This is a genomic window from Kitasatospora sp. NPDC023176 (assembly GCF_055560495.1).
This window is the reverse complement of sequence record NZ_JBVHIP010000011.1, coordinates 194,181-216,712: the sequence shown is the minus strand read 5'-3', so window position 1 is coordinate 216,712 and position 22,532 is coordinate 194,181. Positions and strand designations below refer to the sequence as shown.

At 70.5% G+C, this 22,532-nt stretch carries 11 protein-coding genes; 5 read left to right on the top strand and 6 right to left on the bottom strand.

Annotated elements, in window-relative coordinates; all coding sequences use genetic code 11:
- The first annotated feature begins 282 nt into the window (after nt 1-282).
- The gene (locus tag ACZ3YL_RS18400) at nt 283-888 is read left to right on the top strand and encodes a MarR family winged helix-turn-helix transcriptional regulator (protein WP_465658453.1); all 606 of its coding nucleotides are present in this window, start codon (nt 283-285) and stop codon (nt 886-888) included.
- Nucleotides 889-1,040: 152 nt separating this feature from the next.
- On the opposite strand, the gene ACZ3YL_RS18395 is transcribed toward ACZ3YL_RS18400, so the two are convergent.
- Together ACZ3YL_RS18395 and ACZ3YL_RS18390 are read right to left on the bottom strand one after the other, a co-directional pair.
- Nucleotides 1,041-2,219: an SMI1/KNR4 family protein gene (locus ACZ3YL_RS18395; RefSeq protein WP_465658450.1), complete on the bottom strand. Its 1,179-nt coding sequence runs from the start codon at nt 2,217-2,219 to the stop codon at nt 1,041-1,043.
- A gap of 51 nt (nt 2,220-2,270) precedes the next feature.
- Entirely contained in the window at nt 2,271-13,688 is an 11,418-nt protein-coding gene (locus tag ACZ3YL_RS18390; RefSeq protein ID WP_465658448.1) for a LamG-like jellyroll fold domain-containing protein, read from the bottom strand.
- Nucleotides 13,689-14,320: 632 nt separating this feature from the next.
- Here ACZ3YL_RS18390 and mycP point away from each other — a divergent pair.
- Entirely contained in the window at nt 14,321-15,553 is a 1,233-nt protein-coding gene (gene mycP, locus ACZ3YL_RS18385) for a type VII secretion-associated serine protease mycosin (RefSeq protein WP_465658446.1), read from the top strand.
- Nucleotides 15,554-15,588: 35 nt separating this feature from the next.
- Nucleotides 15,589-16,122, top strand: coding sequence for a hypothetical protein (locus tag ACZ3YL_RS18380; RefSeq protein ID WP_465658444.1), 534 nt, complete (start codon nt 15,589-15,591; stop codon nt 16,120-16,122).
- A gap of 9 nt (nt 16,123-16,131) precedes the next feature.
- Here ACZ3YL_RS18380 and ACZ3YL_RS18375 read toward each other — a convergent pair whose 3' ends face one another.
- A complete protein-coding gene (locus ACZ3YL_RS18375) occupies nt 16,132-17,484 on the bottom strand; it encodes a M14 family zinc carboxypeptidase (protein ID WP_465658442.1) in 1,353 nt (450 codons plus the stop codon).
- Nucleotides 17,485-17,642: 158 nt separating this feature from the next.
- On the opposite strand from ACZ3YL_RS18375, the gene ACZ3YL_RS18370 reads away from it, so the two are divergent.
- The gene (locus ACZ3YL_RS18370) at nt 17,643-20,405 is read left to right on the top strand and encodes an AfsR/SARP family transcriptional regulator (protein WP_465658440.1); all 2,763 of its coding nucleotides are present in this window, start codon (nt 17,643-17,645) and stop codon (nt 20,403-20,405) included.
- A 60-nt stretch (nt 20,406-20,465) separates the two neighbouring features.
- Here the strand turns inward: ACZ3YL_RS18370 and ACZ3YL_RS18365 are convergent, their stop codons facing one another.
- Nucleotides 20,466-20,876, bottom strand: a complete 411-nt coding sequence (locus ACZ3YL_RS18365) for a hypothetical protein (RefSeq protein ID WP_188303312.1) — start codon at nt 20,874-20,876, stop codon at nt 20,466-20,468.
- Between the two features lie 90 nt (nt 20,877-20,966).
- Here ACZ3YL_RS18365 and ACZ3YL_RS18360 point away from each other — a divergent pair, with 90 nt between their 5' ends.
- Nucleotides 20,967-21,593 carry a hypothetical protein gene (locus tag ACZ3YL_RS18360; protein ID WP_465658438.1) on the top strand — a complete coding sequence of 209 codons (627 nt, stop codon included), beginning with the start codon at nt 20,967-20,969 and terminating at the stop codon, nt 21,591-21,593.
- Nucleotides 21,594-21,670: 77 nt separating this feature from the next.
- Here ACZ3YL_RS18360 and ACZ3YL_RS18355 read toward each other — a convergent pair whose 3' ends face one another.
- Together ACZ3YL_RS18355 and ACZ3YL_RS18350 are read right to left on the bottom strand one after the other, a co-directional pair.
- Complete coding sequence (locus tag ACZ3YL_RS18355; protein ID WP_188303314.1) at nt 21,671-22,033, bottom strand: peptidoglycan-binding domain-containing protein; 363 nt, start codon at nt 22,031-22,033, stop codon at nt 21,671-21,673.
- 130 nt (nt 22,034-22,163) lie between these two features.
- Entirely contained in the window at nt 22,164-22,520 is a 357-nt protein-coding gene (locus ACZ3YL_RS18350) for a Rossmann-fold NAD(P)-binding domain-containing protein (RefSeq protein ID WP_188303315.1), read from the bottom strand.
- Nucleotides 22,521-22,532 lie beyond the last annotated feature (12 nt).

Below are 22,532 nucleotides of genomic sequence, written 5' to 3'. Positions count from 1 at the left end.
CCGGTCCGCGGCGCCCTACGGTGTGCGGCCGTACGGGCGGGCGGCGCTACGTGTGTGCGGGTGGCGGTACGGGCGTGCGGCGGTGCGGCACGTGGGCGTGCGGTGGCATCCGGGCGTGCGGGCCCGGAGCATTTACGTGCCAAAAGCAACTAACTCGCTGTCACGCTAACTCGCGGTCAGTGTCGGCGAAAGGGGCCACCGGGTGGACGGCGAATCTGTCCGAAATCCGGTCACCGCTGCGCACCGCTGCGGTGGCGCGCACCGGCTCGCTAAAGTTCCCCCATGTCGGACGCCGCAGACGAGCCCGCAGACGGCCGGAACGCCACCGCAGACCTGGAGGCCGTACTCGCCTCGCTGGCCTACCTGCTGACCCGCTCCAAGGAGCACGAACACCGCACCGCCAAGGCCGGCATCACCGCGGCCCGCTCGGACGTCTACCTGCTGCGCGCGCTCGCCGAGGCCGACGGCGTCAGCCGGGTGGGCGACCTGGCCGCCCGGCTGATGGTCAAGCCCTCCCACGTCACCCGGCAGATCGACCGCCTGGAGAGCCAGCGGCTGGTCGAGCGCACCCCGGACGCCCTGGACCGGCGGGCCCGCCAGGTCGCGCTCACCACCGACGGCCGGGCCCTGCTCGACCGGCTGAAACAGGCCAACATCATCGGGCTGGCCGACGCCCTGGACGGCGTCCCGGAGCCGGACGTCGCGGCGACGGTCAGCGTGCTGTGCCATCTGATCGAGCGCTATGTGCACCGGGTACGGAGCACCATGCTGCCGGAGGACGACGGCGACTGCGCTCCCCCGGCGGACCCCGCGGCCGCGGTGCGGCGGCCGCGGGTCGAAGCCCGCCCGGGCCCGCGCGACGCGGCCCGCGACGCCGTCGAGTCCTGAGCACCCGCCGGAGGGTGACGAGCAGTTCGCCCCCACTACTATCCACGTAGACGCGCCGCCCTCATACTCGGCGATCTGGTACGGGTAGGGCAGCACGTCACGGTCTCAAGAAATCAGCGCCGCATGCATTCACTTGCACTGAACGGAAGCGGTCACGTTCCAGATGACCAGGACGCGATAATTGTGCTTTCGGATCCCTGGGGCGCCTCGATGCCAGCCCTCGCACGGAAGGCTCCAATCCCCTCGTCAATAATGCTCATGACTACCAGGGAAGCCTCGAGCGCGATCTCTGAACTGACATTCGGAACGTCCACCGAGAAAGTGAACGGGCGATCTCTTGTGACTTCGATAGACCCCGACTCAGATCGGTTATCGAGATGCACAATCACCAAATTTGAACTTCGCACCTCCTCCCCGCGTGAATCAAAAATTTTCACCACCAAGCGCAGTGGTACAGAGAGTGACAGCGGCCCAAACTCCGGCAATCCCAAAGCAATCGAAGTATCGATCGAAAGGATGCCGCCATTAAAACGGATGCCGAGGAAAACGAGTTGCGGCGCCCCACTCGTCTCCGGCGACCGGGCATCTATGGAAAATCCCTCTCGCCCCGTTACCACGTAGTCCTTCAGCTGCGCCAAGCGTGCCGACAGCTCGGCCGGAACATCATCTCGCCGATATGCGACATGTTCCCCAGTTATATGAGTTATCTCAACCGCCAGGTCACTTTCAAGGTCATCCAGGTCGTCGTGCAGCTCTTCCAAGTACTGCCACGGGTCGATATCTTCGGAATTCAGCCTCGCTTCTTCCCGCCAGTGGATGAATTTCGAATGAGGGTAACCAAAAAGATCTCGCTGCTCCAAAGGCAGGTGGGATGACTTACGGAGAAGCTGAGCCAGAAACTGCGCCATTCCTTCGGGATATTCGGCAAATCCCTGACGATCGCGCTTCCAAACTACCACCGGCCAGCGATCTGCATCGGGTCCGGCCGACCGCCAGTACAGGAATCCGTACGTCTCTCCATAGCTCTTCAACCTGCCCCAGCAGATGAGGGATCCCGGATCCGGCCAGAGAGGGTAGACGGACCCGCTCTCCTCGAGCCACCGCGCGCTGGATTCGCGTGGCGTCATGGCCATCATGCCCGCTGGGCCGACCACCCCTTCTTCGGGCGAAGCGACTTCGAGTTGATCGTCGATCGTCCCTGCGCCATAAACGGTGATGAATTCTCGAAAGTCGCTTGGCAAGGATACGCCAATGGCTTCTTCGATCGACTCCCAGTCAACGACTTCACCACATCCCTCATGTGGTGGCATCAGGTTGATCAGCGCTTCCATTGCCGGGTGCATATCACCCCTCCGCTCCAAATCGATTCCAACTCATCCACTCTATCTGACCCCCGGCGTCGGCAAGGGGCTGGAACATGACGAACATGAGTTCAGACCGATGTTCACCCACGCCCCCCGCTTCGGGCTGTATATCACATTTGGAACGATGCTCACTTGCACATGCCCCGTGCTGCTAAGGGCCTCCATCTGAAAAGCGTACGGAACGGTTCGATTTCCCTCATATTTTGGCTGAACACGATACAACACTTGCTGGCCCGCCTCTACCTCATCCCTTACAAGATTCTCAAAGTCAGTCATCGGGCCATTTCGGCCCGGATCGGTCGCATCCTGCCTGGCGGCATTCGTCGAACGGCCGCATGTTGCCAAGTTTGCAAGCACACCCCTTCCGCCCAACTGGTCCCCGAGAAGGTGGCATGCATTCACAGAATATTGCGCGGAGTCCACTTCAAGGTCATCGGTAGCGAATTTCTGCGCCCACTTGTATCCAGGAACTCCCTTTTGCTTCGCAGCACTCCCATTTTTAATGCTCTCCGTGGTCAGACAAGCCTCGACGCCAGTGGCCCGCTTCCCGTTTGACGCATCTCGCGGATCATATCCGACCAGCCCTCCCGACGAACATCCCAGGAAGTCCTTGTCACTACTACCAGAAAAGTCGAAGGTCTGAGTCGAACCTTGCGATATTGCGTCCTCTGCGTTGGCGATCGACTGCTGAGTAGAAGGGTCGGGAGCTAGCTGGGTGGCAATGCCCTGTTGAGTCAGACCAAGCTCTGGGCCATTCAGCGGGGTTCCCTGCGGAGTCGAGGTGGAGCAGACGGTGCAGGGGACGGGGTCGACACCGTGGGGGTCAACCGCCGGCGGCTGATCGTGCCTTGGCGGCGGGGGCGGCAACTTGCGGTAGTGGCGGGGCGGCGGGCCCGATCCGTCAGTGTCGCAGCTGCTGTGGCTGGCGGCCAGTTCGAACTCGGCCTCCATCTGCATCATCTCGGCTTCGGCCTCGGCCTCGGCTTCCATCTGCGCGAAGGTAACGGCCCCACTTACAGCCACACCACCGGACCGATTTCCGGAGAGTGCGTTCTCGATCCACTTGTTGTAGTTGTACTCGTTGCCCACCGATGATTCCGCGTAGCTCATGCGGTCGTAGGAGGCCTTCCGTTCTGCGGCTTCCGCGATCTCCATGTCCGCCATGTGCTGGGCCTTGCGTTCCCAGGCGCTCGCGCTCATTCCTGAGTACGCGGGGGCCGAGGCGGCTGCCGAGTCGCCGGGGCTGTTGCCCCCGGGGTCGTCGTCCGGGCTGGCGCCGCCCGGTTCGCACGGGTTGTGGCCGCTGGGGTCGGCGTTGTCGAGCGGGTCGCCGGCGCCGTAGGCGTAGCGGTTGGCGCCGGCGGCGGTGCCGGGGGCGAGGTTGGCGGTGTCGCGGCTGGTGAAGTCGGCGGTGGCGGGGTCGTACCAGCGGCTGGCGGTGCTGACCTGGCCGCTGGTCGGGTCGGTCCAGCCGCTCTGGTAGCCGAGGTCGTGGGTGGTGCCGGCGGTCGCGGTGGGCTTGCCCCAGGGGTCGTAGGCGCTGGAGCCTGCCGTGGCGGTGCCAGCGGCGGTGAAAGTGGCGACGAGGTTGCCGTGGCGGTCGCTGTAGGCGAAGGCGGATCCAGCGGTATTGCCGATGGAGGTCAGGCCGCCGGAGGGCGTGCGGGTGTAGTTCTCCGTTCCGTCGGAGGTGAGGTTGTCGCTGGTCGCGTCGTAGGTGAAGGTGTGCCCGGCGCTGGTGGTGAGGCGTCCCAGCGCGTCGTAGGTGTAGGCCTGTCCGCCCTGGCTGGTCAGTTCGTCGAAGGCGTCGTAGCCGGCGCTCGTCGTGGTGGTGCCGGTCGTGGCGGCGGAGCGGGTGCCCCGGGCCGTGTAGGTGTAGCTGGTGGTGCCGGCGGTGCTGAGCTGGTTGCGCTGGTTGTAGGTGGCCGTGGTGGTGCCGTTGGAGGTGAGGTTGCCGTTGCCGTCGTAGGCGTAGGCGGTGGTGGCGGCACCGTTGTTCCAGGTGCTGAGCCGCCCGGCGGCGTCGTAGCCGTAGGTGTGGGTGGTGGCCCCGGCCAGTCCTGCGGTGGTCTGGGTCTTGAGCCGCCCTGACGGGTAGTAGGTGTAGCCGAGCGAGGAGACGGCCGCGCCGGTGCTGGTCTTGACGCTGTCGCTGGTGACGTTGCCCTGGTCGTCGTAGGTGTAGGAGCGGGTGTTGCCCGTGCCGTACTGGATGGTGGCGACCTGGCCGGTGGGTGTGTAGCTGTAGGCGAGGGTGCTGCCGGTCTGGGGGTCGGCGAGGGTCTTGAGCTGACCGGCGCTGTCGTAGGTGAAGGCCGTGGTGCCGGCCGCGTCGGCTCGGGAGGCGAGTCGGCCTTCCGCGTCATAGGTATAGCTGCTGTTGCCCGTCGGGCCGGAGGCGGAGGCGATGGCGCCCCGGTCCTCGTAGGTGTAGGTCTGGGTGCCGTGGGGGGTCGACAGCGAGGTGGTCCGGCCGTCGGCGTCGTAGCCGAAGGTGCGGGTCGGGGTCGGTGCCTCGCCTCCGCTGCCGGCCTGGCTGATCAGCCGGCCGGCGGCGTCGTAGCTGCTGGAGATGGTGACCCCGCCGGGTTCCTTGACGGACACCGCTTCGCCCAGGGGGTCGTAGCTGGTGGTGTAGGTGCGGTCGGCGGGGTTGGGGTAGGCGCTGGTGGCGGGTTCGACCGTGGACTCGGGCAACCCGAGGCTGTTGAAGGTGGAGTAGGTGGTGTTGCCGTTGCCGTCCGTGTAGCCGGTCCGTCGGCCTGCGGCGTCGTAGGCGAAGGCCGTGGTGATGCTGCGGCCCGCGGCAACCGGCTGCGTCTGCTGGACCTGCCGGCCGAGTCCGTCGTAGACCGCCGTCGTGGTGTTGCCGTCGGGGTCGGTGACCGAGAGCTGCTGGCCCGCGGCGTCGAAGGTGGCGGTCGAGGTAGCCAACGTCGTTCCGCTGGCGGACAGTTGGGTGGTCGCGGTGTGGTTGCCGGCCTGGTCGTAGCTGGTTGTGGTGACCGGTCCGTCGATGCCGGGCCCGGTGCTGGGAAGGGTGACCTTCACGACCTGCCCGGTGAGGTTGTAGCCGGTCTTGGTGGTGCGCTGGAGGGGGTCGGTGGTGCTGGTGCGCTCCCCCGCGGCGTCGTAGCCGAACGTGGCGGCTGCTCCGGTCGGCGAGACCGCGGTGGTGCGGTTGCCTGCGTCGTCGTAGCCGAAGGCGCTGGTGTAGGAGGCGGTCGACTGGCTGGCAGTGCGGACCAGGTCCGTCAGGGTGACGGTGCGTCCGAGGTCGTCGTAGGTGGAGAGGGTCTGGGCTCCGGCCGGGTCGGTGACGGACTGCTTCTCACCGTCGAGGTCGTAGGTGTAGAGCCACTTGCGGCTGGTCCCGCCGATGCTTGGCAGGTCCTGCTCGACGAGGTTGCCCAGCTGGTCGTAGACGTTGGTGGTGGTGTTGCCCTTGGCGTCGGTGAGGGCCTTGGGGCGGCCCATGGTGTCGTAGTCGGTGCGGGTGACGGCGGTGAAGGTGCCGCTGCCGTCGGGGGTGGTGTAGGTGTTGCCGGCGACGGCGAGGTGTTCGCCGGTGGCGTCGTAGGTGTGGGTGGTGGTGGTGATGGCGCCGGTGGGGTCCTTGGCCTCGGCGCTCTCGCCGAAGGTGTTGTAGCCGGTGCGGGACTCGGGGGCGACGGTCAGCGTGAGGGGCTGGCCGGTGGCGGGGTTGAGGGTGGTGGTGGACACCGGCGGTTCGGTGGTGACGACCTGCCGACCTGCCGCGTCATTGAGGTAACTGACGGTGAACGAGGCGGGGTTGGCTCCGCTGACGTTGCCGTCGGGGTTGGTCCGGGTGAGCGGCAGGCCGCGCTGGTCATAGCTGAACGTGGTGGTGGAGTCCTGCGGCGGGTTCTTGGCGGCCTGCGCGGTGACGTCCCCCGCGACGTCGTAGGTGAAGTCGGTCTCCCGGGTCTGGGTTCCGTCGGTGATGGTGGAACGCAGCACGTGGCCGGCCGCGTCGTAGGCGTTGCTGCTGGTGCGGTTGAGCCCGCCGGGGTCGACCGTCGTGCTGGTGGCCCGCCCTGCGGCGTCCCAGGTGTTGGCGACGGTGGTCTTACCGCCGCCGGTCACGCGCTGGGTCAGGTGGCCGGCCGCGTCATAGGTGTTCTGCTGCAGGACGACATTGCGCAGGGTGCCGTCGAAGTTCTTGGCGACCGGGTCGAAGTTGTGGAATCCGTCGGCGTCGATCTCGGCGACCGTGTCGTCGTCGTTGTAGTAGGTGTGCGTGGAGCGCCCCATCGCGTCCGTTACCTTGGCCAGGCGGCCGGCGGGATCGTAGGCGCGGGACTCGACGATCTGCCAGCGGGCGCTGACCGGACTGGTCGGGCTTCCGGTGTAGTTGGTGACGGAGACCTGCTGCAGCCACCCCATCGGGGCGTAGTCGTAGCTGTAGGTGGTGCCGGCGGCGTCGGTGCTGGACACCTTGTTGCCGTACTTGTCGTAGGTGTAGCTGGTGGTGCGGCCGGCCGGGTCGGTGACCTTCGCGGGGTGGCTGGTGGTGCCGGAGTACGCCCAGCTGGTGGTGCGCGGTGCGTCGCCGCCGGTGAGGTCGGCGACGGTCCGGGTGAGGGGGTTGCCGTCGGTGTCGTAGGTGGTGGTGGTCCGGGGGGTGTGGACGGTGCCGGTGACGGCGTCCGTCGTGGCCGGGTCCGTGCGGGTGAGCGGGTTGCCCTGGCCGTCCCAGGTGAAGGCGGTGGTGACCTTGGTGGGGGTCTGCCCCTGGCCGCAGTTGGTGCAGGCCTCGGTGCTGGAGGTGAGGTGGCCGAGGTTGTCGTAGGTGTAGGTGGTGACCAGGCCCAGCGGGCTGACGCTCTTGGTGAGGTCGCCGGCTGCGTTGTACGAGTTGACGGTGCTCAGGTTCGCGGGTACCGCCGCCTGGTTGGGGTAGGCGGCGTGGTCGACGTACGGGGACTGCGAGGTGACCAGCCCGGCGGGCTGGGTTCCGGTCGTCGGGTTGCCGTCGCTGCCGACGGCGGCCTCGCTGCCGCTGGTGCGGGCGACGTAGGAGGAGCGTCCCTGCGGGAAGTCCGCGGTGGCGGGCACGGTCGTGGACAGGACCTCGCCGGCCGGGTCGTAGCTGTACTGCGTGCGGTAGGTGGCGTCGCCGGACCCGTTGGAGCGAGCGTCACTGCGGTCGGTCACCGTGTCGTTGACGGCGCCGAGGTGGTCCGCAGTGCCGTCGAGGTAGTAGTGGGCATAGCTGGTGTTGCAGTGGGTGGTGTCCTGGCAGGTGGTGTGAGAGACCTCGTTGCCCCGGTCGTCGTGGCCGATGGTGACGGTGTGCCCGTCGGCGTCGGTCACGGTGTGCAGGAAGCCGTTGGTGTCGTACGTGTAGCGGGTGGTGTGGCCCCAGGCGTCGCTGCGGGAGATGAGCTTGGCGGAGCGGGCATCGTAGCGGTACCCGAGGGTGTTGCCCGTCGGGTCGGTGACGTTGGCAGCCGTGACGGGAGTGGCGGTGCCTCCGTCGCCCATGGCCTTGAAGTGCGCGGCCACCGTGGCGGCGTCGAGCCGGCTGGTGTAGTAGGAGGCCTCCGCGATGCTGCCGGTGAAGTGGTCGCCACCGCCGGCGGGCCAGCCCCAGCCGGTGGTGGTGCCGGCGCCCAGGTAGACGTACGGGGTGCCGTTGAAGGTGATCTTGCGTCCGCTGGTGTCGGAGGCACTGGGCTGGCCGTCGATGTAGATGGTCTGACCGCTGTCGTCGGCGGCCAGGACTACCTGGTGCCACTTCCCGTCGTTGACCGTCCGGTCGGAGGTCATGACAGCGCCCGAGCCCATCCAGAACTCACCGTGGATTCGGCCGTCGGAACCGACGTACAGGGCCGGGTTCCAGCTGTTCCCCGGCGGACCGCCGACCGGGAAGTCCTGGTAGCTGTACAGCGGACCGCCGCTGGTGGTGTTGAACCACAGCTCCATGCTGGCGGGGCCGTGGGTGGGGGCGGCGTCGGACGGGAGCTGGATCTGCGAGGTGGTGCCGTCGAAGACCGCCGCGCGCTGGTTGCCGTAGTCGTTGGACGGGCCGTTGGCGTTGAGCGTGACGTTGCTGTAGGTGCCGGCCGTCAGGTCGGGCATGGCGGTGCCGAGTTCGGCGGCCGCGTACCAGGAGCCGGAGGGGTCGTTGAGGCGCCAGTACTGGATCGGCCCGGCCTGGACGACGGCGGCGCGGTAGGCGCCTGCGGCATCGAGGCCACCCATGGTGCCGGGGGTGGTGGCTGCGCGGTAGTGGTCTGCGACCGCACCGGGGACGAGCGGGTAGCTGTAGATCGAGAAGTCGGCGATGGCTCCGTTGAAGTAACCGACCTGGTCGGAGGGCGGGTTGGGCCAGCCACCACCGGTCCAGCCGGCGCCGAGGAAGTCGTAGGCGGAGCCGTTGTAGGTGATGGGCAGCGGCGTGTTGCTGGTGGCGTTGGGCGCACCGTCCAGGTACAGGCTCTGGCCGTGGCTGTCGCCGGCCAGGACGACGTAGTGCCACTTGCCGTCGGCGACGGTGGTGCTCGAGACCAGCGCGTTGGTGGCCGAGCCGGTCCACAGGGCGCCGTAGAGCTTCTTGTCCGATCCGACGTAGAGCGCGGGGTTCCACCGGTCGGTGGAACCGTTCGGCTTCCCGTCGATCGGGAAGGACTGGTGGCTGTAGATCACGCCGGGGGCGGTGGTCTTGAACCAGAGCTCGACTGCCGTGCCGCTGTAGGCCTTGGGCGCGGTGTTGGCCGGCAGCTGGACGTAGGAGGTGGTGCCGTTGAAGCCGGTGGCCGTGGAGGCGCCGGAGGCCCAGGGGCCGTTCTGGCAGCAGGTGGTGTTGTGGTAGCTGCCGTGGTTCTGCGCCAGTGCCGCGGAGGAGATCAGCTCGGCGGCCTGGTTGCCGTTGGTGTCACCCATGCGCCAGTAGCCCGTGGGGTGGGCGTCGACGACGGCCGCGTCGTACTGCGCTGCGCCACTGGTGGTGGCCAGCTGGTAGAGGCTCGTGACCGTCCCGCTGTCCAGGCCGCGGGGGAACGCCATGACGTCCGCGATCTGGCCGTTGAAGTGGCCGGAGTCGTCGCTGGGGGCGGCGGGCCAGCCGAGGGAGACCGCGCCTGCGCCGACGAAGACGTGCTCGACGCCGTTGGGGGTGATGCTGCCGGTCAGCGGGCCGGCGCTCTGCGCACCGTCCACGTAGAGCTGTTGTGAGGTGGGACTGTCCGCGGAGAGCACGGCGAAGTGCCACTTGCTGTCGTTCACCGTGACGCTGCTGGCCATGGTGTGAGAGGCGTCGCCCATCCACAGCTGCGCGTGGAGTTTGCCGTCGGTGCCGACGTACAGGGCCGGGTTCCAGTGCAGGCCCGCCTGGGTGTGGGGGGCGTTGACGGGGAAGGACTGGTAGCTGAGCAGGACTCCGGCACTCCCGGTCTTGAACCAGACTCCGAGCGTTCCCGGACCGGACTGGGGTGCGTAGGAGGCCGGTAGTTCAGCCCAGGAGGTGCTGCCGTTGAAGGAGGCGGATCCGGTGGATCCCGTCATCGGTCCGGTGGCTCCGAGCGCGACATCGGAGTAGGTGCCGTTGTTGGGGGTGGGCCGGGGGCTGTAGACCTGGCTGGTGGCCTGGACACCCTGGCTTTCCGACAGGCGCCAGTAGCCGGCGGGCTGCGAGCCCATGACCTGGCCGCGGTACTCCTGGGAGGAGCCGGACACGGTCGGGTTGCTGAGATTCCAGGTGCCGCCGTTCCCATCAGTGATCTGGGACGCGCGGTCCTTGGCGGTGTCGTAGGTGGCGGCGAGCTGGGTCTTGCCGGAGGGGAGCTTCAGGCCGGACAGCTCGGTCGAGGGCTGGCTCCCGGCCTGCCACAGGGCCTGCACGGTCGGGGCGCCGAGGGTCCGGTTGTAGAAGGCGACGTCGCTGATGCTGCCGGTGAAGTAGCTGGCCCGGCCGGTGTAGTCGGTGAACGGGCTGTCCTGCCACCAGGCGCTGGTGAAGCCGCCGCCGATGGCGCCGGCGCGCTGCCCCGGTGCGAGGACGGGGCCGGCCAGCGTGTCCTGGGCCTGGCCGTCGAGGTACAGCGTCTGGGTGACGCCGGCGGCCGAGAGCACCGCGTAGTGCCACTGACCGTCGTTGACCGCCTTGGAGGACTGCATGGGGTTGGAGGAACCGGCCCAGAACTTGCCGTGGAGCTTGCCGGAGGTGCCGACGTAGAGCGCGGGGGTGTAGTCGCCCGCCGTGGTGCCGCCGCCGGGGAAGGTATCCGTCTGGTAGCTGAACAGCACGCCCGAACCGGTGGTCTTGAACCAGAGTCCGACTGACGTGTAGGACGAGCTGGCCAGCCCGGTCTGCGGCAGCGTCACGTAACCGGTGCTCCCGTCGAAGGTCGCCGCTGTCGAGGCCGCCGCCGGACCGGGAGTGCCCAGGGTCACGCCGTTAGAGGAGTAGGTCGCGTTGTCGTTGCCCTGGTTCTCGATCACCTCGCTGGCCGCGGTGGTACCGGAGGCCTCACCGAGGCGCCAGTACGAGACGGGGCCGGCGTCGAGGACGGCCGAGCGCAGGTGGGAGCCCGGGGTGTAGCTGTAACTGGTGCAGGGCCTGGTCGTGTTGGTGCCGGCCGGTGGGGTGCAGACGCTGTTCAGCTGGTCCGGGTTGGCGCTGTCGTACGTGTAGGTCCAGGTCTGGGCGGTGTTCCCGTCCGTACCGGTCGTGGGGTCGGTGTAGACCTTGGCGACGTGTCGGTTGTCCGTGGTCCATTCGAAGTGCAGGGACCGGCCCGAGGCGGTGTCCTTGACCGCGGTGAGCCTGCCGTTGGCGTAGGTGAGGTCCTGGATGTGACCGGCGGCGTCGGTGACCCGGGACAGCGCGAAGGCACTGCCGCTGGGTATGTGGAACTGGTAGACCACGCCGTCCTTGGCCGTCAGGTCGAACCCGGCGTCGACCTTGGTCAGGGAGGCGAACTCGCCCGGCGGCGGAGTGAAGACGTTTCCGCTGCCCAACCCGAAACGTCCGGTGCGGCCGTTTGCGGTGGTCAGCACGACTGCTCCGGTGCCGTCCTGGTCCGGCTGCACCTGCATGTCGAAGGCGGAGGTCCAGCCGGCTCCGAAGAGCGTGGAGGTTCGCGGGTCGAGGGAGTTGTACGAGCGGGTCACGGTCAGGGCCGGTCCGACCGTCTTCACGCTCGCGTCCGTCGCGGCGGTGGTGTAGTTGCCCACGTGGGCGTCGAAGTCGTGCCCCGCGCCGTCGCCGGCGGCCCCGCCCAGGTGGGAGGTGATGACGGGCTGTTGCAACTGGGTGGAGAAGGTCGCGTACCCCGACCACGGACTCGCGCCGATGTGGTCACCGGCCATGACGGTCCACTGGTAACTGCTGTTCCAGGCCAGCTTGCCGGCCGGAACGGACCAGGTCTGGTTCGGCTGCCAACCCGACTCGGCGAGCAGCTGGGGGTCGCCCGAAGCCGGGTTGGTGTAGACACGGAAGTCGTAGTCCACCCCCGTGCCCGGGTAGTTGTCCGGGTCGTGACCGCTCGCGTAGAGCTGCGGGGAGAGCGTGCCGACCACTGAGTTGGACAGCGGCACCATCGTGTCGATCTGCGGGTTGACGTTCTGGGCAGTGACCCACGTGCACGTGTGGTACGGGATGCCGAAGTCGTCCCTGAGCGAGTACGTTCCGTTCACCACGCCGTCCCAGCACAGCTGGTAGCTGGTCCCCGGCGCCATGGGCGGGATGGTGGCGGTGAAGGTCACGGTGTCGCCCGTCTTGACCAGCCCAGGAACGCCCGTGGTGGTGCCTGCTCCGGGCCAGAACTCGTGCCAGCTCGCGTCGAAGAACCTCGGCTTGACCCGCATGCTGTTGGAGTTCCACCAGTTCGCGGCGAGGTTGGTCATAGTGACCTGCTGCGAGCCCGGGGTGATGGCCGTGGGCTGGATGTAGTCACCCGGGACGGAGTAGTCGGCGGCCCAGTCGACGTAGGTGAGCTTCAGGAACGGCGGGTGCTGGGTGTTGACGCTGTCGAACTGCTTCCAGGCCTGGATGTCGCTCGTGTCGGAGGTGAGTGCGAAGCCGTAGTTGCCCGCACCGTGGGTCCAGCTGTTGACGAGCTGGACGCCGGCCGTGGTCGGGTCGCCGCCGAGGTTGAACGGCACGGTTACGGGCGAGCCCGGGCAGTAGTTGCTGTTGGGCGCCTGGAAGTTGGCGGATGCGAGCACCGCGGGGTCGAACGGCACCTGGGAGAAGTTGTTGACGCTGCCCGGGTCCCAGGCGGAGGTGATGGCGTGCACGGCGACGTCGCGTGACTGGCAGCCGCCGCTCCAGATGGCGTTCAGGTCCAGCTCGGCCTTCTGGATGTACATGTTGGCCACGTTCGAGCCGACGGAGCCGAGGGAGTCGAAGACGAGGTAGCTGACGTCATAGGACGCTCCTCCGGTGTAGCTACCGGTCTTGAGACTGTTCTCGCTCGCGTGGTTCGTGGCGCTGTTCGACACGATGTAGGTGGAACGCGTGCCGTTGATCTGCCCGGTGGGGTCCACCTTGACCGGGAAGACCCGCTTGGGGTCCTTCAGCCAGGCGGTGTCGAGGTCCATCTGGAGGGCGGGCTTGCCGTCCACCGTGGTCAGCTTGTACGTGACGGCGTCGGAGGTGACCCCTTCACCGGAGTGGGGGTCGAGTGCCGAGTCCTCCATGTACCCGTGTGGGATGGTCATCCTGACCTTGCCCGCCTCGTCGGTGAAGCGAACATTGCCGGAGGTGTCCAGGGAGGCCGACAGTCCCGTGGTGTTCAGCGGGAACACCCAGGTGGTCGGGGCGGAGGTGCTGTGCAGGACCAGAGATTCCTTGATGCCCTGCGCCAGCGTGTTGTAGACGACGTCGGAGTCAGGGAGCGCCCCGGGGTAGGTCAGCGTGTTCGCCACGGCGGTGGCCGCGACCGGCTTGGCACCCTGGAGCGTGTAGGAGATCCGGTGGCCGGCGTCCAGCGTCCAGTCGATCAGCGCGGTGCCGTCGGCGCTCGGCGAGAAGCTGAGTGCCTGGTCGTTGGCGGCCTCGGCCCACCTGTTGTCCCGGCGCCGGGACAGGCCGGTGTCGATGTTCTCCCAGGTGCCGTCGGGCTTCTGGAAGTGGACGGGCTGGCTGTAGACCCGCATCGTCTTGGTGCCATCGGGGTTCTGGAAGACCGAGGTGGTAGAGGTCCTGGCTCCGGTGACCTCGGTGGCCCCGGCGGCCGGGTCGGTCGGGCCGACCCAGGCGGCCGGCGAGTCCTTGGTCGGGGCGACCCGACCCGTGGCGGCCTCGCCCTGGCTCTTCGGTGAGCCGTCCGCATTGCTCGCCTGAGGCCTGGGCAGCACGGGCGGCGTCGTCTGCTTGCCCTTCACCGGCACCGGGGCAGCGGGCGCGTGGGGCTCACCACCGTCCTGACGGTCCGACTTCTCGGGTGCCTCTCCTGGAGCGGGCATGTGTCCGGCCGCCACACCGCTGTCGGCGTGGCGCGAAGTCTCGCTCGCATCGACCTGGTGCCCCTGTCGGCCGGCATCATCCGAGCGCTGCTGCGGAACTCCGGGGGCCTGCGCCGATACGACGGGCAGCGGAGCATGTGCCTGGGCGAAGGCCTCAGCAGGCTGGAGCACCACAGCCTGCAGCAGGGACAACGACAGCAGCGCTACAGGCCAACGCCGCGTCGATCCGGCGGGCCGGTTCGGCCCGACTGCTCCGCTCCGCGCACGACGAGCCGCGTTCCGGGGGCTGTTAACGCCCCCCAGGCGCGACGTGTTTTGCGATTCACGGCGTGACAAGCGGCGCACGACCGACCCTCCGGGAAAACGAGTCCAAGACCGCCATCAGGCAGGCCGACAGATCTTCTATCGACCACGGGCACTTCCGGTCCAGCGTTCAACTGACTTCGGGCATCCGAGATGCCGCGCTATCGCCCGCTTTGCCTTCAAATGGCCCTGGCAAAAATTCCGCAAAGCGCGGCCCTGACGCTCGATCCCCACCCTCCCGGCATGGCACGTGTGTATAAGATCGCCACCGATCTAGGCACTTTCATGCCTTCTTGAATCACCGTCACTCCGTCCCAGGAGCACCACCGATGGCCGCGATACGCCGCTTTTTCCATGCCTGCGGTGTTGCCGTATTCACTGCGTCCGCCCTGATCGCCGGAGCGCCCGCCGGCAATGCCGAAGGCATCCGCTCCAGTGAATGGCCGCTGGATGCCGCGCACTTCAAGGCCGACCGGATCTGGTCGATCAGCCGCGGCGCCGGAACGACGGTCGCCGTCGTCGACAGCGGGGTTTCGGCCTCGCACCCCGACCTCGCCGGACAGGTCCTTCCCGGGGGCAGCCTGATCGGCGATGGTGACGACGGCCGGACGGACACCTCGGGGGAGTCACACGGAACCGCCATCGCCGGCATCATCGCCGGCACCGGAGGTCCCGCCCCTGGTGAGGGCATGACGGGCCTCGCCCCAGAGGCGAAGATCCTCCCGGTCCGTGTCAGCGCCGGAAACCAGGTCTCCGCCGCCGCCGTCGCGCGCGGCATCGTCTGGGCGACGGACCACGGCGCACGGGTCATCAACGTGTCCCTCTGCGCCCCCGATCCGGACCCCCTGCTCAAACAGGCCGTCACCTACGCCATGGGCAAGGACGCCATCGTCGTCGCCTCGGCGGGCAACGAGGGCGACCGAGGGAACCCGGCGATGTATCCGGCCGCTTTCCCCGGTGTCGTATCGGTTTCCGGCGTCGACGCGAACGGCGGTTTCTGGAAAGCCAGTGAATCCGGTCGCGGCGTGGTCGTCGCGGCACCCGCCGCCGAGATCTACTCGACCAACAACCAGGACCGATACGTCAAAGCCGACGGCACGAGCTACGCAGCGGCCTATGTCTCGGCCACTGTCGCCCTGATCCGCTCAAAGCACCCGGATTTGACGGCGGGACAGGTGATTCACCGCATCATCACCACCACGATCGAGCGGAACAGCCACCCCGACGCGAAAGTCGGGTTCGGAAGAATCGACCCGGTCTCGGCACTTTCCACCACTGACGACGGTGGCCGCGAGAATCCGCTTCTCCGCGAATCGCGCGAATCGGCTGTTGCCGGATCCGATGCGGATTCCGGTACGTTCGTCACCTTCTCGTCGTCCGCCGGAATCGTCCTGGCTGCCTGCGTCGCAGCCGTCCTTTGGCGGCGCAAGTCCCGCATGCATGGCAACGCCCTGACGGACGCACCGGTCCGACCCGCCGCGGAGACGGTCGGCAAGTCACCCCGGCGAAGCCCCCGTTCACGCACAGTTCCACGCGCATCCCGTTCCAAGCCGAACAGCTGACCCAGCTCCCCCCGCTCCCAGGAGGGCCCCGTCCCATGTCACTGCGTCTCGGTCCCGGCCGCCGAACCCTGGTCGTCGTCTCCCTGGGCGTCGCCGCTGTTGCTGCCACAGTCGGCTGTCTGCTGTTCACAGATGACGGCACCCCGCACGCAACCACCGCCAAGGCGAACGACGTGTCGGGCCGGGCGACCGCATGCCTGGCGGCGGACAGCACGAGCTCAACGGCCGGCGACACCGTCACCAGGATCTGGTCCGCCATGCAGTTGGCCGGCACCCAGCACGGCACCAACGTCCAGCAGATGGTCGAACCCGCTACCACTGCGGAGCAGGCTGCCCCGCACCTCGCGGAACTGCTCGTCCAGCACTGCGACCTGATCGTCACCGTCGGCGTGCCCTTCGGCCAGGCGACCAGCGGCATCGCCTCGGCCGCGCCGTCGGTCCCGATCATCGCCGTCGACTCGAGACTGTCCACCTCGGCGACCAACGTCACCCTGCTCACTGGCCCCGATGCGGCGGCACGGATCACCGATCGGATCAGCGGCTTGCGGCGGCACGCTGCAGGGTCATGAACCCCGGGCTCAGCGCGGGCGCAGGGCGGTCACGGCGGCCTCGGCGGTGTTGGCGTGGTGGGCGGCCTGGCGGGTGACGGGGAGCCAGGTGGGGCGGAAGCGGCGGCGGTAGTGGGCGCACCAGGTGTGCAGGAGGGCGGCGGGGCGGGGGTCGGGCGCGGGGGCGGCGCGGCGCAGCAGGGCGGCGGCGCGGACCGGGATGCGGTGGGCCCACAGGTCGATGCCGGCCAGGTGGGCGCCGGTGAGCAGGGGCGGCGGGATGAGGGGGTGCCCGGCGGTGCGCGGGTCCCAGGCGTCGGCGAGTTGCCGTAGGGCGGTCAGCTGGGTGTGGGCGGCGCGCAGCAGCGGGGTGTGGTGCGGCGGGAGGGCGGTCGGCGGGTCGCCCGGCAGGTGGTTCAGCACGTCGGTGAGCCGGCGGCCGCGTTCGCGCAGCTCGTCGGCGACGGCGCGCAGGTGCGGGTCGGGGTCGGCGGCGGGGCGGGGGTCGCCGAGGCGGTCGGTGGTCCAGGCGGGGACCTCGATGACGACGGTGTGGCCGCCGTGGCGCTGCGGGGCGAACCAGGTGGCGGCCCGGGCGCCGGCCGGGGCGTCGTCCTGGTCGGCGAGCATGCCGGTGGTGTTCTCCTGGGAGTCGATGTGGTGGGGCTCCATGAGGAAGACGCCGGGGCCGGCGGCGGACAGCCGGTAGGTGTCGAAGGATCCGGTCTCGACCGGGATGCCGAGGGCGGCGGCGGAGCGGGCGAAGGGCTCGACGAGGGCGGCCGGGTCGGTGGTGGCCTGGAGGAAGGTGCCGCCCACGTCGGCGGTGTGCAGGGAGAGTTGGAGCGAGGGCCGGAGTTCGTCGATCAGGTCGAGCAGGATCCGGCTCTCCGGGAGGCGGCCGCCGATCGCCGGGGCCCATTCGGGCTGTTCGTCGGCGGCGGGGCGGAAGTAGCCGGCGAAGTAGGCGGGCAGGGTGCGGGATTCCACGGCGCCCCGGGCCAGGTGGGCGCCGTCGGGGTCGAGGCAGAGCAGGAGGTGCCAGGCCGTCGCGGGGTGCCGGGCGGGGTGGGCCAGGGCCCGGTGGGCGAGTTCGACGAGGCCGGCGCGGCCGGAGAACTCGTCGGCGTGGGCGCCGGAGACGACCAGGACGTTGTCGGCGGGGTGGCCGCCGGGGCTGTCAGGGCCGTCGGGGTGATCGGGGCCGATCGACAGGAGCAGCAGGGGGCGGCCGGCCCGGGAGGTGCCGAGGGTGCGGACCCGGCAGCGTCGGGGGTGGCGGGCGGCCAGCCGGTGGGCGGTGTCGGCGAGTTCGTCGAGGGTGGGGTAGCGGTCGTGGAGCAGGATCGCCCGGCCCGCGCCGGTCGAGGTGTCGGTCAGCATCGGTCTCCTTCTCCCGGTGTCCGGAGGCCGGTGGGCCCGGAGGTGGTATTGGATCCGCTCGGGTGGTGATCCGTCCAGGGTGCTCCGGGCGGTGGCCGGGCGGGTGGGGCGAACCGTGTGTCACTACCAGGTCGCCTATTGTCATATGCTTGCCATATTTGCTGGTCAGGGTGGGGGCGCGGGTGGACTTCCGGTTGTTGGGCTCGGTGGCAGCCGTGGCCGCGGACGGGCAGGAGCTCGCGCTCGGCTCCCCCAAGCGCCGCAGCCTGCTGGCGATGCTGCTGCTGAACCCCGGCGCGCCCGTCGGCGTCGACCGGCTGACCGAGGCCCTCTGGGAGGAGGAGCCGCCCCGGCACGCCCGCACCGTCATCCACAACCACGTCTCCGGGCTGCGCGCCGTCCTCGCCGCCCACCGGGCACCCGCCGCCGGCGTCGAACTGGCCACCGACGGCAGCGGCGGCTACCTGCTGCGGGCCCCCGAGGCCGCGGTGGACACCCAGCGGTTCGAACGCCTCGTCCGCACCGCCCGCACGGCACCCGAGGCCGGCCACGCGGTCACGGCGCTGCGGCGGGCACTCGCCCTGTGGCGCGGTCCCGCGCTCGCCGGCACGGCGCCCAGCCTGCCGCTGCAGTGCGCCGCCCAGGCCCTGGAGGAACTGCGGCTGACGGCCGTGGAGGAACTGGCCCGCGCCCACGGCCGGCTCGGCGACCACGGCGCGGCCGCCGCCGTCCTGGCCACCGAGGCCGCCCTGAACCCGCTGCGGGAGCCGCTGGTCGCCGCGCTCGTGCTCGCGCTCGGCCGGGCCGGGCGGCGCTCGGAGGCGCTGGAGTGGTACCACCGCACCCGCCGCACGCTGGCCGAGCAGCTGGGGATCGACCCCGGGGCCGAACTCGCCCAGGCGTACGGGGTGCTGCTGCGCGGCGACGGGGCGGGCGCACCGGTGCCCGTACCCGTCGCGCCCGTCGTACCCGTGCCCGCCGGGCCCGCGCCGTGGCCCTTCCCCCGGCGGCCCCGGGGGTTCTCCGGGCGCGAGGACGAGCTGGCCGCGCTCGACCGGGCCGCCCGCGCCGCCGGCGCCATCGCCGTCGTCACCGGCGGGGCCGGGGTCGGCAAGACCGCCCTCGCCGTGCACTGGGCGCACCGGCGGCAGGCCGACTTCCCCGACGGACGGCTGTTCGTCGACCTGTGCGGGCACAGCCCGCTGCCCGAACGGGGCACCGGCGCGGTGCTGCGCGAACTGCTGCTCGCCCTCGGCCTGCCCGCCGAGCAGATGCCCGCCTCCCCCGAGGCCCTGGCCGCCCGCTACCGGGAACTGACCGCCGGGCGCCGGATGCTGATCGTGCTCGACAACGCCCGCCGCTCCGAGCAGGTCCGCCCGCTGCTGCCCGACGGGGACGACTGCGTCACCCTGGTCACCAGCCGCGACCGGCTCGGCGGGCTCGTCGCCACCGACGCCGCCCGGCCCGTACCGCTCGCCGAACTGTCCGCCCCGCAGTCCGTCACCCTGCTCGCCACCACCCTGGGCCCCGACCTCGGCGCCGACCTGGTCGGTGCCGAACCCGAGGCCGCCGCCCGGCTCGCCCGGCTGTGCGACGGGCTGCCGCTCGCCCTGCGCCTGGCCGCCGCCCGCATCGCCACCTGCCCGCACCGCGGCCTGGCCGCCCTCGCCGAGGAACTCGCCGACGAACAGGGCCGGTTGGGGCTGCTGGAGGTGGAGGACACCAGCGTCGCCGCCGCCCTGGCCCTGAGCGTCCAGCACCTGTCCGACCCGGCCCGCCGGATGTTGCGGCACCTCGGCACCCACACCGGCACCACCCTGGACAGCCGCACCGCCGCCGCCCTCGCCGACTGCGAACTCCCTCAGGCCGCAGGCGCGTTGGCGCAGCTGGCCACCGCCCACCTGGTCGTCGAGATCGGCCGCGACGCCTACACCCTGCACGACCTCGTCCGCCTCTACGCCCGCAGCCTGCGCGCCCGGCCCGGCGAGGACGACACCGGCACCCTCCCCCGCCTCCTCGACCACCTGCTGCACACCCTGCTCGCCGCGAGCGCCGCCGCCGAACCCGGCAGCGAACCCTGCTGCGACCCGCCCGCCGGGGCCCGGCGCCCCGTCGACGTCCGCCCCTTCCCCGACCGGGCCGGCGCCCTCGCCTGGTACGCCGCCGAACGCGACACCCTGCGCGGCGCCGCCCTGGCCGCCGTCGCCGCCGGACTGCACGACCGCGCCTGGCGCCTGGTCCTGCTGCAGTGGCCCCTGATCGTGTGGCAGGTCCGGGACGGCTGGGTGCCGCTGCTCGAACACGGGCTGGCCGCCGCCGAAGCCGACCTCGACCCCGGCGCCCAGTCCCGGGCCCGCGCCCTGCTCGGCTGGGTCCTGCTGGAGGAAGGCCGCCCCGAGGAGGCCCTCGCCCACCTCGAACGGGCCCCCGACCTCGCCGCCCTGGCCGGCGACCGCAGCGCCCAGGCCGTCGCCCTGGTCAACCTGGCCGCCGCCCTCCACCGGTACGGGACGGGCCACGGCGAGGCGCCCGCCCGGGTGCGGAACCTGCTGGGCCGCGCCCTCACCCTCGCCGAACGGGCCGGCCGCGCCGACCTCGTCGCCCTGGCCCACCAGCACCTCGCCGACACCTGCCTCACCGGCGGCGACCCCGAACGGGCCGCCCACCACGCCGCCCACGGCCTCGCCCTCGCCGAACCCCCCTTCCCCGCCGCCCGCCGCATCGTCCTGCAGACCCTCTACGGCCGCGCCCTCGCCGCCACCGGCCGCCCCGCCGAGGCCGCCCACCACCTCCGGGCCGCCCTGCACGCGGCCCGCGCCCACCAGTACGGCGACGGCGAGTCGGCGGCCCTGGCGGCCCTGGCGGCCCTGCCGGGCACGGCGGGGGCCGCGCCGAGGGCAGGGCTGGGCAAGCGCTGCTGACGGCGGAACCGGGCTGCGGGCCGGCTGCGGACTGGCTGCGGACTGGCTGCGGGCGGACTGTCAGCGGTAGCTGCGGTCCGCCCGGTCCGGGTCGGCCAGGACGTTGGCGACGAAGAGCCCGAGGTCGAAGTCCTCGGCCTCGACGAACGGGGTCAGGTCCTCCGCCAGGCCGTACCACTGCGGCGGCACCGGGTAGCGCAGTTCGGCGATCCGGCCGACGGTCAGGACGCACTCCGGTTCGACGATCCGGTGCCGGACGGTGGTGGCGGCGTCGAGCCGGATGTCGCACTCCCCCACCCGGATCCGCAGCCCGTCCGCGCCCCGGTAGAACACCACGCCGGTGCGGCCCACTCGGCCGTAGTGGCCGTGGGTTCTCTGCCCGGCGTCGACGGCCCGCGCGGGGCCGAGCCGTCCGGTCGCCGGATCGAACTCGGCGGCCCGGCCGTAGACGTCGAAGTCGGCGATCAGCATGGCGGGTTCTCTCCCCTGAGGTCCGGCCTGTCGTCGTAGCCTGCCAGGTTCCGGCCACCGGCGCACCGGCGGTGCGGGCATGATGCGGGGATGGAGAAGACGGTGGAGGCAGCGGCCGGCGGGGAGTCGGTGGCTGCGTACGGGCGGGTGTGGGACGTGCTGGTCCAGGCCCGGGCCGGGTACCTGGCGGGTGTCTCGCCGTACTACGACGAGCTGTTCGACGAGGTCGCGCAGCGGGCGCGGCGCAGCGGCAGCCTCGGGAAGGGCGACATCGCGGCGCTGACGGTCTGGAAGCGGCTGACCGCGCAGGCCCCGTGGGCGGCGGAGCTGATGGGCCTGCCCGAAGCCGAAGTCCGGGCCGTCACCGGGCGGGCCGTCGCGGCGGTCCGCGACACCGGCGTGCCGCGTGGTGAGGCGGCCCGGGCGGGGCGTCGCGTGCTTCTGGAGTTGCCCGGGTTCCGGACCGGGGACGCGCTCGCCTCGGCCGTGCTGACCGCGGCGGCGCCCGGCCGGATGGCGGTCTACGACCGCCGCGTCCAGGGCGCCCTGGACGCCGTCGGGCTCACCCTCACCGCCGCGCCGGGGCGGTACGGCCGCTACCTGGGGCTCCTGGACGACCTGCTGCGGCACGGCGGGGCGCGGGCGGAGGGCTGGACGGCCCGGGACGTGGACACCGCGCTGTACTGGGCCGGCGGCGCGTCGGCGCAGCAGCCCTGACGCGGGCCGGGGGCCGACGGCCGCTGGGGGCGGGGCATCCGGATGCCCCGCCCCCAGCGCTGTTCCTACCGGCTACCTCAGCAGTTGGGGTAGGCGTTCTGGGAGCTCCACCAGTCCAGCGCGCCCCAGGTCTGCGCGCCGACCTGGCCGTCGACCTGCAGGTATCCCATACACGCCTGGAAGTCGCGGACGCGCTTGAGGGTGTCGTCGCCGAAGATCCCGTCGACGGTGGTCTTGCCGTGGGTGTCGGGGTTGAGCGAGTAGTTGAGCTCGCACTGGAGCTCCCGGACGGCGTCGCCGGTGGCGCCGTACTTCAGCAGCGGCTCGGCGGTGCTCCAGTCGCCGCAGCGGGTGCCGGCAGCCTCGGCGGTGCCGGCCGTGGCGACGGTGCCGGCGAGGAGCAGGCCGGTGGCGGCCAGCCCGATGATGATCTTGCGCATGGGTTTCCCTCCCGTTGGCGGGCGCCGTTCCTGACGGCGTCTCGTGTGCCTTGACACTGCCAGGCCGGATGCCCCCGCGAGATATCCAATTGACCGCCGCTTCTGTGGGCCAATCGGGCTGCGCGGGCGGTCAGGGGCGGTAGTCGGCCAGGGTGTGGCGCGGGTGCCAGCCCTGGGCGCGGGCCCGGGTGAGGTCGAGGACGACGCCGCGGGTGAGCAGGTCGACGGTGTACGGGGTGAGGCCGGGCAGCAGGGTGGTGCGGGCGGCGAGGCGGGCGAGGGCGACCGGGAGGTGGAGGATGCGGGCCGGTATCTGATGCACCGTCAGGACGTGCCGCAGGGCGGTGTCGCGGCGGTAGGGGGCGGGGTCGGTGATGTTGTAGGCGCCGGGGGGCCAGGGCGGGGTGCCGGTGAGGCCGAGGGCGGCCAGGCAGGCGTCGGTGAGGGTCGAGGGCGGGCGGCCGAGTGTCAGAGCCGCCGGGCACACTGGGGACGGACA

Excerpts from the sequence above, each read along its gene's own strand:
- ACZ3YL_RS18400 (WP_465658453.1), top strand. The coding sequence starts at position 283 with ATGTCGGACGCCGCAGACGAGCCCGCAGACGGCCGGAACGCCACCGCA.
- ACZ3YL_RS18395 (WP_465658450.1), bottom strand. The coding sequence starts at position 2,219 with ATGGAAGCGCTGATCAACCTGATGCCACCACATGAGGGATGTGGTGAA.
- ACZ3YL_RS18390 (WP_465658448.1), bottom strand. The coding sequence starts at position 13,688 with ATGCCCGCTCCAGGAGAGGCACCCGAGAAGTCGGACCGTCAGGACGGT.
- mycP (WP_465658446.1), top strand. The coding sequence starts at position 14,321 with ATGGCCGCGATACGCCGCTTTTTCCATGCCTGCGGTGTTGCCGTATTC.
- ACZ3YL_RS18380 (WP_465658444.1), top strand. The coding sequence starts at position 15,589 with ATGTCACTGCGTCTCGGTCCCGGCCGCCGAACCCTGGTCGTCGTCTCC.
- ACZ3YL_RS18375 (WP_465658442.1), bottom strand. The coding sequence starts at position 17,484 with ATGCTGACCGACACCTCGACCGGCGCGGGCCGGGCGATCCTGCTCCAC.
- ACZ3YL_RS18365 (WP_188303312.1), bottom strand. The coding sequence starts at position 20,876 with ATGCTGATCGCCGACTTCGACGTCTACGGCCGGGCCGCCGAGTTCGAT.
- ACZ3YL_RS18360 (WP_465658438.1), top strand. The coding sequence starts at position 20,967 with ATGGAGAAGACGGTGGAGGCAGCGGCCGGCGGGGAGTCGGTGGCTGCG.
- ACZ3YL_RS18355 (WP_188303314.1), bottom strand. The coding sequence starts at position 22,033 with ATGCGCAAGATCATCATCGGGCTGGCCGCCACCGGCCTGCTCCTCGCC.